Source organism: Hwangdonia lutea (genome assembly GCF_032814565.1).
Classification (GTDB): Bacteria; Bacteroidota; Bacteroidia; order Flavobacteriales; family Flavobacteriaceae; genus Hwangdonia; species Hwangdonia lutea.
In genome coordinates, this window is record NZ_CP136521.1 from 2453656 (window position 1) to 2466778 (window position 13123).

Here is a 13123-nt window from a genome sequence, read left to right on the forward strand (position 1 = left end):
GTGAAAAACGACAGAAGACCGATGACGGAAGCAGAAAACAAATTACAAACTGAATACGACAGACTTGATACTAATTTTTGGGATTATTAACAATAACCAGTGCTGCAATAACGCCCGGAACCCAGCCACAAAGCCATAGTAAAAAAGTGATTAAAATAGAGCCACATCCTTTATCTATAACAGCTAAAGGCGGACAAATAATAGACAATAAAACTCTCCAGAAACTCATTTGATTTTTTTTAATTGATGATTTACTTATTTGACGTATTTAAAGGTATTTTGTTACAGGCCATTTTTAAATTTTTATGAAATTAAACCACCCTTTCTTAATGCATCCATTTGATGGCGGTTTAAATACTGCCAACTGCAAACGCGCGCGTTAGGGATAGAACGGTTAGACTGCGCTCACCGCAGGCTAAATGTTTGAGCTCGCCGATCCCGACGCATCGGGAGAGGAAGCGAGTAGTGATAGCCCGACGCACTTTTGCCATTAAAAGCAAAAGGGGGTAACGCCCAACTTCTCGATACAATTTCGATAAAAATCGAAATCACTCGAAGTAACACCTAGATATCTTTTAATATTTAATTAAGACAACCGCTTTCGGTGGAACAACAAATCTGTCTATCTTTGTTACTTCAAAAAAACAATAGACAAATTGCGGTATTTTATAGAACTTTCTTATAACGGCAGCGCCTATCACGGTTGGCAAAATCAGCCAAAAGCCATATCGGTTCAAGAAGTTTTGGAACGCACTTTATCTACTTTGTTAAAAACGCCCATTTCTATTATGGGCGCAGGACGAACCGATACGGGCGTTCATGCCGCACAAATGTTTGCGCATTTTGATTTTAATGAGGAATTGAACGATAAAAACATCATTTTTAAGCTCAATTCGTTTTTGCCTAAAGACATTGCCATCCACAACATTTTTAAAGTGAAAGCTGATGCGCATGCGCGTTTTCATGCCATGAGCAGAACCTATTTATACCGAATAACTTTAGAGAAAAATGTGTTTACCTTTAACGATACCTTTTATGTGAAGCAGGCTTTGGATGTTGAAAAAATGAATGAAGCTTCGAAAATTTTATTGGATTATAAAGATTTTCAATGCTTTTCGAAAAGTAATACCGATGTAAAAACGTATTATTGTAATATCATGAAGGCGGCATGGGTTTTTGAAAATAACGAGCTCCGTTTTACCATTAAAGCCGATAGGTTTTTGCGTAACATGGTGCGTGCCATTGTTGGCACAATGGTTAACATTGGTTTGGGTAAAACTACTATTGATGATTTGCATGCTATTATAAAATCTAAAAATAGGAGTGAAGCTGGTTTTTCGGTGCCTGCACATGCCTTATATTTAACAAATATTGAATATCCGGACGATATAAAATTGTAAATGACAAAAAAGAAAGAACATATTTTCGACGTAAAACTATTCAGGCGTCTTTTTCAATATATAAAGCCTTATAAGGCGGTATTTTTTGGGTTATTGGTGTTGGTTATATTGTTGGCTATTTTTGGGGCGGCAACACCAAAATTAACACAGTTCGCCATTGATGATAGCATTGCGGGCGTAAACCCAGATAAGTTTCTGTTTTATATCATTATTATGCTGGGGGTGTTAATTTTTCAAACCCTATTTCAGCTTTCGTTTATATATTATGCAGCATGGTTAGGGCAAAATTTGGTGATGGACGTTCGCGTAAAACTGTTTAATCATTTACTTCGTTTTAAAATGAAGTATTTCGATAACTCGTCGGTGGGTGTTATTATTACTAGAGCGGTAACCGATATGGAGCGTATTGCCGATATTTTTGGACAAGGCTTGTTTATGATTTTTCGGGATTTGCTAACTATGTTTGTCGTTATCGGATTTATGGTTTACACGAACCTAAAATTGAGTTTAATCGTGTTTGTTATGTTGCCATTGCTTTTATACGCCACACGAATATTTCAAAAATACATGAAAAAGGCTTTCGAGGAAGTAAGGAATGAAGTCTCCAATTTAAATTCCTTTGTGCAAGAACGGTTGACCGGCATGAAGATTTTGCAATTGTTTACGCGCGAAACCACTGAGTATAACAGATTTAAAGCCATAAACGAACGCCACAAAAAAGGCTGGTTAAAAACTGTTTGGTACAACTCTATATTTTTTCCTTTGGCAGATTTATCGAGTTCTATCACCATTGGTTTGGTGGCGTGGTACGGCGGATTAAATGTGGTTTTGGAAGGCAGCGTAACCAAAGGAACCCTAGTGGCTTTCATCATGTTTATCCCCATGTTGTTTAGACCCCTAAGGCAAATAGCCGATAAGTTTAATACCTTGCAAATGGGCATGGTAGCAGCAAACCGCGTGTTTAAAGTGCTTGACACCACTTCGCAGATTGATGATGCGGGAACACACATCGCTGAAAATCTTAAAGGCGATATATCCTTTAAAAATGTTTATTTTAACTACGTTGAAGATGAAACCGTATTAAAAGGTATTTCTTTTAATGTTAAAGCTGGAGAAACGGTGGCCATAGTTGGTGCTACAGGCGCAGGAAAATCGACTATAATAAATTTATTAAATCGATTTTACGAGATTAAAGATGGCGTAATTGCTGTTGATGGCATTGATATAAAAGAAGTTACCTTAGAGTCTTTACGAACCCAAATCGCAGTTGTTTTACAAGATGTGTTTTTGTTTGCCGATACTATTTTAAACAACATTACACTTAGCCATCCCGAAATTACCGAAGCCGATGTTGTACAAGCTGCAAAAGATATTGGTATTCACGATTTTATAATGAGTTTGCCAAAAGGTTATCATTATAACGTGAAAGAACGCGGTGTGATGTTGTCTTCGGGTCAGCGTCAACTCATTTCGTTTTTGCGTGCCTATGTAACCAACCCGAGTATTTTGGTGCTGGATGAAGCTACTTCGTCGGTAGATTCTTATTCCGAGCAACTCATTCAAAATGCCACAGATAAAATCACCAAAGGGCGCACCTCCATTGTTATTGCGCACCGATTGGCAACCATAAAAAAAGCCGATAAAATTTTAGTGATGGATGCGGGCGAAATTGTGGAACAAGGTACGCACGACGAATTGCTTAAAAAAGAAAACGGGTATTACAGAAACCTTTATGAAGTACAGTTTTTAAAAGAGGAAGTGGCTTAACCACCTTTAGCGGCTTTTTGGGCATCAATCATTTGTTGAAAATCGCCATTTAAATACATGTATATTCCCATAATTACCGAAACTATTACAAAAAGCACCATGAGAACAGTGAAAAACAAAAGTGTTCTTAAAATTATGCTTTTGGTATTTATGCCATACAATTGTTTTAAACAAATAGCGGTGTATAAAACCATGAGTGGAGTCAAAATCAAACTCATAACACCTTGATGAATGCCAAATAAAGAAAACAAGATGCTGGCTAAAGCAGTTGCAATTGACATTTGAGCCTGCAGATACAAAAATACCACAAGCAGTTCGGTGTAATTAAATTTGTTAATTCCAACAAACGAAATTCTTGCGATTATAGCATAAAGCGGCACATAAAGCATCATAAAAAGGGACATATTCTCTTGTACGAAGCTTACATTTCTTTCCTGAAATTCTTCCTGACCAGCCGGCGATAATATGGAATAATCGATCGTATCGGGAAAATACTTCTTTAAAACAAAAAGATAAAATCCTGTTATTGTAATAGCCAATGCAAAGTAGCTAATAACATTAACGTATTTTTTACGTGTACCATTAATATATCCGCCAATAACATCATCGGGTTTTGTAAAAAGCGCTATAAAGGTTTTTAATAGTTTATTGTCATAATTAAAAAATGTTTCGCTAATGTGCTCAAATAAATTTTTAAACGTAAGTCTGTTTCTAATCACTTTACCACCGCAAACGTAGCAATAGTCGCTTTCTGAAGATAAAGATGTATTACAGTTTTTACAATTCACTTATGCCAAATCTTTTTTAATCATGCCGTTGAGTTCGCTGGTGTTATCAAAAACCACAAATTCACCATCTTTAAAATAGGAAATATGTCCGGTTTCTTCGCTAACAGCCAAGGCCAAAGCATCGGTTTTTTCGGTAATCCCAATGGCGGCTCTATGGCGTAAACCAAAACGTTTGGGGATGGTTTTTTCGTTATTTACAGGAAGAATAACCCGTGTTGCCTTTACAATATTATTGCTCACTATTATAGCGCCATCATGCAAGGGGCTGTTTTTAAAAAATATACTTTCAATAATGGGCTGCGTCACTTTTATGTTCATTTCATCACCCGAAGCCAATAAAAAATCCAGATTGTTATTCCGTTCAAAAACAATTAAAGCCCCCGTTTTTGAGGTGCCCATTTTTACACAAGCCGAAACAATGGCGTCAACATTGGTTTCGTCGCCGGTATCGGTTTTTATAAAACTGAATTGCTGTAAAAATTTGCGCCGTCTACTAAAATTTGTAGACCCAACCATTAGTAAAAACTTTCTGATTTCAGGTTGAAACACTACAATTAGCGCAATAATACCCACCTTAATGAAACCGCCAAAAATGCTGGTTAAGAGTTCCATTTCCAGAAAATCGGTCAATCGCCAAACGAGATAAATAATGATGATACCAATAAAAATATTGATGGCAACGGTGCCTTTTACCAATTTGTAAATATAGTAGAGTAGTAGTGCGACTAAAATAACATCGATAATATCGACAACCGTAAATTTTAAGAGGTCTTTAAAAATTTCCAAAGGCAAGTGGTTTTGGTAAATTTAATAAAAAAGGGTTAATAAATAAATTCGTTGTTTGAAATGTGAATGGATTTATTTTTTAGTGATGAAATCAAAGATTTAAATGAGATATAATCTTGAAAAGTGAGCGCACTATTAAAATTTAAAAACACCATTTTTATATTGGCAGGTGTCTTTTTTAAATCGCTGATTAAGTTTTCTTTATTGGTTTGAATTATAAAAGGATCAGATTCCGGGTTTATAATTGTAATGTTATTATTTAAATCGACATTGATTCCAATGCTAGGTTCCGAAGTCTGTAAATCTGACTTTTTGCTAAAATAATCAGTAGCTGAATCATTATGATAAAACACATCTGTAAACTCAATAAACCCCAAATTTTTTCTGCTCGTATCGTTACAGGTAAAATAGTTTTTAGCCTTTTCGTTTTTATGGCTTGAATTTCGTTTTTTTTCTTGAATGAATTTAATATACGGAATAACTTGTTTTAGCGTTAAGCGCTTATCGACATTTACCAGCCAGTTTGTGGTAACGATTAAGTTTTTCCTGTTCAGTTCTACGCTATCTTTTTGGGTTTCATCATAAAATAAATAAGCAGGCGAAACATCTAAAATTTCTGTAATTTCCGAATGCTTTATTTCGGGGAGTAGAATTACTTTTTCCTTTCCGCATGAAAAGAATAAAAGAATCGTAATCAATAAAAAAGTATATTTCATAACTTCTAACTTCTAACTTCTAACTTCTAACTTCTAACTTCTAACTTCTAACGCCTCAACTAATTTAACACATTCAATGGCTTCTTTAACATCGTGCACCCGTAAAATAGACCCGCCTTTTTGGAGCGCTATCGTATTTAAAACCGTGGTGCCATTTAAAGCGTATTTGGCCGAGGTTTCCAAAGTTTTGTAAATCATCGATTTTCTGGAAATTCCCGCAAGAATGGGCTTGTCTAATATTTTAAATAATTCCAATTGGTTTAAAACCTCAAAATTCTGATTGGTAGTTTTTGCAAAACCAAAACCTGGGTCAACAACCAAATCAATAATCCCCAATTGTTTCGCTGCGGCAATACGTTCAGAGAAATAAAACAACATGTCTTTTATCAGATTATCGTAGTTAGTTTGCTGCTGCATATTTTGTGGTGTTCCGCGCATGTGCATCATCACGAACGGCACTTGTAAATTAGCAATGGTTTGTAGCATATTATCATCCAGCTTACCTGCCGAAATATCATTAATCATACAAGCATCAGCTTCAATACAGGCTTTGGCTACCGCGCTTCTAAAGGTGTCGATGGAAAGCAATGCTTTTGGGAATTCTTTTAAAATCAAATTTACAACGGGCAATATGCGTTTTAGCTCATCGGTTTCATTTACATGTGCTGCGTTTGGGCGCGAACTGTACCCACCAACATCAATAAATGTGGCACCTTCGGTTATCATCTTTTCAACCTGACTTAAAATATCTTTCTCGTTTTTATAACTGCCGCCATCGTAAAACGAATCGGGTGTAATATTTAAAATGCCCATCACTTTTGGTGATGATAAATCGATGAGTTGTCCCTTGCAATTTATAGTCATGTTTTGGTTTTGGGTTCAGAATTTAAAATTCAAAGTTATTAACATATTTCGAGAATTATGCACGCTTTTTAAAACATTGAACGCTGAGCTTTGAACTTTAAACAATTTAAGCGAAATTTACGCAAAATTGATTTTATAGATGCAAGATACCTCAAAACAATACGATGCCGTAATAGATACCTGTAAAAGTTTGTTTGTAAAAAAAATGGGCGACTACGGAAGTGCTTGGAGAATACTACGTTTACCATCGTTAACCGACCAAATTTTTATTAAAGCACAACGCATAAGAAGCTTGCAGCAAAACGCGGTAAGAAAGGTTGATGAGGGCGAAGTAAGCGAATTTATCGGTATAATAAACTACTGTATTATGGCACTTATTCAGTTGGAAAAAGGCGTGGTTGAACAACCCGATATGACCACCGAAGAGGCCGCAAAATTATATACCGAACAAGCCGCCATTACCAAAAAACTCATGGAAGATAAAAACCACGATTACGGCGAAGCATGGCGCGATATGCGTGTAAGCAGTTTAACCGATTTGATTTTGCAAAAACTGTTGCGTGTAAAATCGATTGAAAACAATCAGGGCAACACACAGGTTAGCGAAGGCGTTGATGCGAATTATCAAGATATGATTAATTATGCGGTTTTTGCTTTAATTCATTTAAAAGAAGAGTAGCTGTCGTTCCTGCGAAGGCAGGAATCCACTTTATAAAAATTAAGGTACAATTAAAAAGATTCCTGCCTTCGCAGGAATGACAAAAATTTATGAAAACATTAGTAGCACTTAGTAGAATATTCGTTGGTGTATTGTTCATCATTTCGGGGTTAATTAAGCTAAACGACCCCTTAGGTTTTTCGTATAAACTTGAAGAGTATTTTGGCGCAGACGTTTTAAACATCGAGTTTTTAATTCCGTATGCCTTGGGTATTTCGGTCATTGTTGTGGTTTTCGAGGTGGTTTTAGGCGTGTTTTTACTCATTGGCTATAAGCCTAAATTTACCGTTTGGAGCTTGCTGGCAATGATTGTCTTTTTTACTTTCTTAACCTTTTATTCGGCCTATTTCGATAAGGTGAAAGACTGCGGATGTTTTGGTGATGCCTTAAAACTCACGCCATGGGAAAGCTTTACAAAAGACGTTATTTTACTGTTTTTTATTCTTATTTTATTCTTCGGATTAAATCATATCAAACCCGTATTCAGCAAATTGCCCACAACAATTTTGGCTTTGTTGAGCTTTATTTTCAGTTTGTGGTTTGGGTATCATGTGCTCATGCATTTGCCAACCATAGATTTTAGAGCGTATAAAATAGGAAACAATATAGCCGAAGGTATGCGTATTCCTGACGATGCACCAAAAGCCATACAAGAATTTACGTGGACGTTCAACATTAATGGCGAAGAAACAGAAATTGTAACCGATGGCAGTTATCCTACCGTTGATGGTGAATACGTTGGCGTTGAAACCAAGGTGATTCGCGAAGCTTATCAACCACCAGTTTTGGATTTTTCAATTGAAACGGATGAAGAAGACTTAACCGAACATTTTTTAAGTCAGGAAAATCTAATCGTTATAGTGTCCTATAGTTTGGAAAAAATGGAACAAGAAGGCGCTTTAAAATTGAAGTCAACCACCGATGAAGCTCTAAAAAATGGTTACCAAGTTATAGGTTTAACAGCTTCAGGTAACGATGCTAAGCAGCGCATAAACGAAATCTATAATTTAAATTTCGATTGGTATTTATGCGACGAAAAAGCCTTAAAAACCGTAGTGCGCTCAAACCCGGGGATTTTAGAATTAGATGCTGGAACCGTAATGCAAAAGGTGCACTGGAATGATATTGAGGATTTGCAGTTGCCTAAAGTAGAGCGGAAAATCGAATCCAAAAAGGAAAATGCTGAAATTAAAAACATTCTTTATGTCGTAGAAGGCGAGGTTTCAACTAAAGAAAAGTTGGATTCTGTTTTAGCGAGTAAAAACTACAAAAACTATTTATATACCATAGATGAAACCGTTTTGGACTCTATAAATAAAGCTAATAACAGCAATTATGATGGTTTTATGACTGTAGAGCTACATAAAGAATAAATCTTCATTGTCATAAAAAGTATTTAAATCCAATCCCGATAATTACTTGGAGCTATCGAGATGGTTAAACGAAACCAAAAATTAAAAAAAATTAACCCCTTAGTTATACCCAAATAAAAATGAAAAAAATGATCTATACCCTAATCTTATTATTCAGTGTATTTAGTTGCAATACAGAAGTGCCAACTCAATTTTCTGAGGAAGCGTTAAACGATACCTTCGTAACTTTAGAAGGCAACAATATAGCATTCAAAGATATTTTAGAAACCCATAAAGGCAAAACAATCGTAATCGATATTTGGGCATCATGGTGTAAAGACTGTATAAAAGGCATGCCAAAAGTAAAGGCATTACAATCGGAATACAAAGAGGCGGTTTATATATTTTTGTCGTTAGATAAAAGCCAGAACGCATGGAAAAAAGGCATTGAAAATTACAAGGTTAACGGCGAACACTATTTTATGCAGTCCGGTTGGAAAGGTGCTTTTGGCAATTTTGTAAATTTAGATTGGATTCCTAGATATATGGTAATAAATAAAACCGGAAACATAGAATTATTTAAAGCCGTAAAAGCAGACGACGATAAATTAATCGAAGCCATAAAAAAGTAGTATTTTTGTCTTATTAATAATAAGATTTTATCAGGCCATAAATACAATCACTTCAAAATATAAAAAATAACACACAGTCCGATGAGAAAACAAATTGTAGCAGGAAATTGGAAGATGAACAACGATTTATCTCAAACCGAAACTCTAATCACTGGCTTAAAAGCACAAAACAAAACAACCAATGCCGAGGTTATGATAGCTCCAGCAGCAACCAACTTATGGCAGGCTTATAATAGTTTAAGAGATTTCAATATCGAAGTTATAGCACAAAACATGCACTTTGCCGAAAGTGGCGCGTACACCGGCGAAATCAGTGCCTCTATGCTAAAAAGCGTGGGTGTTGAAACGGTTATTTTAGGGCATAGCGAACGTCGTGCTTACTTTAACGAAACCGACGAAACATTGGCCAAAAAAGTCGATGCAGCTTTAGCAAACAACATGCGTGTCATTTTCTGTTTTGGCGAAGAGTTGGCCGATAGAAAATCTGGAAATGAAGAAACAGTAGTTGAAAATCAAATTAAAAACGCCTTATTTCACTTAAGCGCTTCGGCATTTAAAAACATTGTGTTGGCCTACGAGCCTGTTTGGGCCATTGGTACGGGCGAAACAGCAAGCCCAGAACAAGCGCAAGACATGCATGCTTTTATCAGAAAAACATTGGCTGATAAATACGGCAATGATGTTGCAGATTCTGTATCCATTCTTTACGGCGGCAGCTGTAAACCCAACAATGCCAAAGAAATTTTCTCAAAACCCGATGTCGATGGTGGCTTAATTGGCGGTGCTGCACTCAATGCTGACGATTTTTTTGCTATTGTAAACGCGTTTTAAAATATTTTATTTGGGCGTTACCCCGATCAAAAATCGGGGTCGCGCTTTCCGTTATATCTTTTCCTCGTGCCTCAAAAAAGGATGCCACTGCAATCGCTAACGCGCTTATCCGCCAACATTAACAATAACACCAATGTCAAATACCGTATACATAGGCTACTACTTTAAAGTAAAACCAGTACAACCAGCAACCGAAATCCTAATCGCAGAATTGGGTTTCGCCGGTTTTGAAAGTTTTGTGGAAAACGAAGACGGCGTTACAGCCTACATTCAAAAAAACGAATGGCAAAAAGATATTCTAGATGATATTCAAATTTTGAAATCCGATGAATTTGAAATCACTTATACATTTTCCGAAATAGAGCAGGTCAATTGGAATGCCGAATGGGAAAAGAATTTCAACCCTATTGTAGTCGATAATTTATGTTCCGTTCGTGCCCCATTTCACGAAAAAGCTAATACGAAATACGATATCATTATCGAACCGAAAATGAGTTTCGGTACAGGGCATCACGAAACCACGCACATGATGATTCAGCATATTTTAAACAACGATTTCCAAAATAAATCGGTTTTAGATATGGGTTGTGGTACCGGTGTTTTGGCTATTTTGGCAGAGTTAAAAGGTGCAAAACCCATTGACGCCATAGACTACGATAACTGGTGTTACCTAAACAGCCTTGAGAATGTTGAGCGTAATAATTGTAAAAACATTACCGTTTTAGAAGGCGATGCAAGTTTGTTAAAAAACAAAAAGTACGATATAATTATTGCCAACATCAACCGCAATATTTTGTTGCAAGACATGCATACTTACGCGGCCTGTTTAAACAAAAACGGGATGTTGTTTTTAAGCGGGTTTTATGCCGATGATATTCCTGTTATAAAGGCAGAATGCAAAAAACATATGTTAAAGTTTATAGAAAAATTGGAAAGAAACAATTGGGTTTCGTTAAAATTTATAAATTAGTATTATAATTTAAAATAATAATAACAACTTTTTCCTTTGGGGAAATGTTTGTAAGACATTAGAAATGAGTACAAAAGAAAAAACATTAGAAGAATTACTTTTACAGGAAGAGGTAGTTACTCAAAATGAAATTGTATTGTTCAATGACGATGTGAATACCTTCGATCATGTTATCGAAACGCTTATTTATGCCTGTGAGCATACGCCAGAACAAGCCGAACAATGTGCAATACTCGTACATTACAAAGGTAAATGTACGGTTAAAACAGGTGCCTATAACGATTTAAAACCACGCTGCTCACTACTTTTGGAAGCAGGATTAAGCGCAGAAATTATTTAGAATATTAATGGAATATAAATTTAAAGACCTGACGAGTTTTAAAGCTTGTCAGGTCTTTTTTTGTAACTTAACGTCTTTACAAGACCATTAAAGTGTTGTGGGGCACACAAAATCTGTTGTTGGTAAATCGGTGTTTTTAATCGCTCCAAATCCGCCCGCAATATCAACCAAATTATTAAAACCACGTGCTTTTAAAATAGACGCTGCAATTACCGACCGGTAACCACCAGCACAATGGACGTAATAGGTGTTTTTATTATCAATGGCATTCATGTTATCGTTAATATAATCCAATGCGAAATGCTGTACATTATCGCCTTTTAAATGTTCAGATTTATATTCGCCATCTTTCCTAACGTCAAGTGTGTTTACGTTTTCATTTTTAAAACGTTCAGAAAATGTTTCAGCAGAAATAGATTCAATAGTTTCAACATCTTTACCGGCTGCTTTCCAAGCTTCAATGCCGCCATCTAAATAACCTAAAGTATTGTCGTAGCCCACACGAGAGAGTCGTGTTACGGTTTCCTTTTCTTTGCCTTCTGGTGTAACCAGTAAAATGGGTTGTTTTAAATCGGTGATTAATGCGCCAACCCATGGGGCAAATCCGCCATGAATTCCAATAAATATAGAGTTTGGAATATGCTCTTTTACAAAGTCTTTTTCATGCCTAACATCAAGTACCAAAGCGCCTTCTTGATTGGCAATTCTTTCAAAATCTTCGGCATTTAAAGCCACATCGCCTTGTTGCAAAACGGTTTCAAAATCATCGTAACCCGATTTGTTCATCATCGCGTTTTTTGCAAAATATTGTGGCGGCGGCGGGATCCCGTCAAGGACTTCCTCTACAAATTCTTCTTTGGTCATGTCGGCACGCAAAGCGTAATTGGTTTTTTTCTGTTCACCAAGAAGACCGACGGTTTCCTTGCTTAAATTTTTACCACAAGCAGAACCTGCACCATGCGCTGGATATACAATAACATCGTCTTCTAAAGGCATGATTTTATAGCGAAGCGAATCGAATAACATGGCTGCCAAATCTTCTTTTGTAAGGTCTGATTTTATAGCTAAATCTGGTCGCCCAACATCGCCTAAAAACAATGTGTCTCCTGAAAAAATAGCACGGTTTTTCCCGTTTTCATCAATTAAAAGGTAAGTGGCCGACTCTAAAGTGTGCCCCGGTGTGTGCAGTACTTTTATAGTTACTTTACCTAGTTTAAACGTTTCGTTATCTTTAGCGATATAAGCATCGTAATCGGTTTTTGCACTAGGTCCAAAAACTATCGTGGCTCCTGTTTTTTTTGCTAAATCGATATGCCCCGAAACGAAATCCGCATGAAAATGCGTTTCAAAAACATACTTTATTTTGGCGTTTTCTTTATTGGCTTTATCAACATATTGTTGGGTTTCGCGCAATGGGTCAATAATGGCCACTTCGCCGTCCGATTCAATATAATAAGCACCTTGAGCCAAACAGCCTGTGTAAATTTGTTCTATCTTCATTTTTTTAATTTTTCATTTCTGCCTTTCGGCAATCGCTCTATAAAAACTGAGCGTATGTTATTTCATCATAAAAATCATTCAAAAGTATAAAACCAAAATGATTTAAATTGTAACTTATGTCACTTTTATAAATTAGTCTCTTTATAGATGATATAAAAAGCCATAATCAATGTGAAAAAACCGAAACTTTTTTAAGTTTATTGCTACTTATAAATTTTGAAAGAAGCACGCCAATCACAATCCCGATAACCGAAATTAAAGTGAAAGGGAGTAAAAATAGCCATTCGATTTCTGTGGTTTGAATATTTCCGGTAAACCCAATTAATGAATTAATGGTAACTATTATTAAGGAGGTTTCCGCAGCTTTTTTGATTGGAATATTTGCCCAAACCACCAACGCGGGGACAGACAGAAAACCGCCACCCGCACCTATTATGCCTGTTATGGTTCTGATTATCT

Annotated in this window: 15 protein-coding genes; 8 read left to right on the forward strand and 7 right to left on the reverse strand. The window is 36.2% G+C overall.

All coding sequences use genetic code 11. From position 1 onward, the window contains the following. Nucleotides 1-70 precede the first annotated feature (70 nt). The gene (locus RNZ46_RS10660) at nucleotides 71-229 is read right to left on the reverse strand and encodes a YqaE/Pmp3 family membrane protein (RefSeq protein WP_316982185.1); all 159 of its coding nucleotides are present in this window, start codon (nucleotides 227-229) and stop codon (nucleotides 71-73) included. A gap of 427 nt (nucleotides 230-656) precedes the next feature. Here RNZ46_RS10660 and truA point away from each other — a divergent pair, with 427 nt between their 5' ends. Both truA and RNZ46_RS10670 read left to right on the forward strand, forming a co-directional pair. Continuing rightward, on the forward strand, nucleotides 657-1400 hold the full coding sequence (gene truA / locus RNZ46_RS10665; protein ID WP_316982186.1) for a tRNA pseudouridine(38-40) synthase TruA: 744 nt from the start codon (nucleotides 657-659) through the stop codon (nucleotides 1398-1400). Continuing rightward, nucleotides 1401-3167, forward strand: a complete 1767-nt coding sequence (locus tag RNZ46_RS10670) for an ABC transporter ATP-binding protein (RefSeq protein ID WP_316982187.1) — start codon at nucleotides 1401-1403, stop codon at nucleotides 3165-3167. On the opposite strand, the gene RNZ46_RS10675 is transcribed toward RNZ46_RS10670, so the two are convergent. The 4 genes from RNZ46_RS10675 to folP are packed head-to-tail and all read right to left on the reverse strand — an operon-like array spanning nucleotide 3164 to nucleotide 6321. After that, the gene (locus RNZ46_RS10675; protein WP_316982188.1) at nucleotides 3164-3955 is read right to left on the reverse strand and encodes a DUF3667 domain-containing protein; all 792 of its coding nucleotides are present in this window, start codon (nucleotides 3953-3955) and stop codon (nucleotides 3164-3166) included. The genes RNZ46_RS10670 and RNZ46_RS10675 overlap by 4 nt on opposite strands. Next, entirely contained in the window at nucleotides 3956-4741 is a 786-nt protein-coding gene (locus RNZ46_RS10680; RefSeq protein WP_316982189.1) for a diadenylate cyclase, read from the reverse strand. Between the two features lie 35 nt (nucleotides 4742-4776). Further along, nucleotides 4777-5457, reverse strand: a complete 681-nt coding sequence (locus RNZ46_RS10685) for a hypothetical protein (RefSeq protein WP_316982190.1) — start codon at nucleotides 5455-5457, stop codon at nucleotides 4777-4779. 33 nt (nucleotides 5458-5490) lie between these two features. Then, a complete protein-coding gene (gene folP / locus RNZ46_RS10690; RefSeq protein WP_316982191.1) occupies nucleotides 5491-6321 on the reverse strand; it encodes a dihydropteroate synthase in 831 nt (276 codons plus the stop codon). A gap of 139 nt (nucleotides 6322-6460) precedes the next feature. Between folP and RNZ46_RS10695 the strand changes: the two genes are divergently transcribed. The 6 genes from RNZ46_RS10695 (at nucleotide 6461) to RNZ46_RS10720 (ending at nucleotide 11164) form a co-directional block, all read left to right on the forward strand. Continuing rightward, nucleotides 6461-7000 (forward strand): DUF1599 domain-containing protein, encoded by a 540-nt coding sequence (locus tag RNZ46_RS10695; protein WP_316982192.1) that lies wholly within the window; start codon nucleotides 6461-6463, stop codon nucleotides 6998-7000. Nucleotides 7001-7089: 89 nt separating this feature from the next. Continuing rightward, nucleotides 7090-8412 (forward strand): BT_3928 family protein, encoded by a 1323-nt coding sequence (locus tag RNZ46_RS10700; RefSeq protein WP_316982193.1) that lies wholly within the window; start codon nucleotides 7090-7092, stop codon nucleotides 8410-8412. A gap of 128 nt (nucleotides 8413-8540) precedes the next feature. Then, on the forward strand, nucleotides 8541-9023 hold the full coding sequence (locus RNZ46_RS10705) for a TlpA family protein disulfide reductase (protein ID WP_316982194.1): 483 nt from the start codon (nucleotides 8541-8543) through the stop codon (nucleotides 9021-9023). An 81-nt stretch (nucleotides 9024-9104) separates the two neighbouring features. Then, entirely contained in the window at nucleotides 9105-9854 is a 750-nt protein-coding gene (gene tpiA, locus RNZ46_RS10710) for a triose-phosphate isomerase (protein ID WP_316982195.1), read from the forward strand. A gap of 133 nt (nucleotides 9855-9987) precedes the next feature. Then, on the forward strand, nucleotides 9988-10824 hold the full coding sequence (gene prmA / locus RNZ46_RS10715) for a 50S ribosomal protein L11 methyltransferase (RefSeq protein ID WP_316982196.1): 837 nt from the start codon (nucleotides 9988-9990) through the stop codon (nucleotides 10822-10824). A 64-nt stretch (nucleotides 10825-10888) separates the two neighbouring features. Next, entirely contained in the window at nucleotides 10889-11164 is a 276-nt protein-coding gene (locus RNZ46_RS10720; RefSeq protein WP_316982197.1) for an ATP-dependent Clp protease adaptor ClpS, read from the forward strand. 87 nt (nucleotides 11165-11251) lie between these two features. On the opposite strand, the gene RNZ46_RS10725 is transcribed toward RNZ46_RS10720, so the two are convergent. Then, nucleotides 11252-12664, reverse strand: coding sequence for an MBL fold metallo-hydrolase (locus RNZ46_RS10725; RefSeq protein ID WP_316982198.1), 1413 nt, complete (start codon nucleotides 12662-12664; stop codon nucleotides 11252-11254). Between the two features lie 166 nt (nucleotides 12665-12830). Beyond that, entirely contained in the window at nucleotides 12831-13058 is a 228-nt protein-coding gene (locus tag RNZ46_RS16910; protein ID WP_350339781.1) for a TSUP family transporter, read from the reverse strand. Nucleotides 13059-13123: the final 65 nt, after the last annotated feature.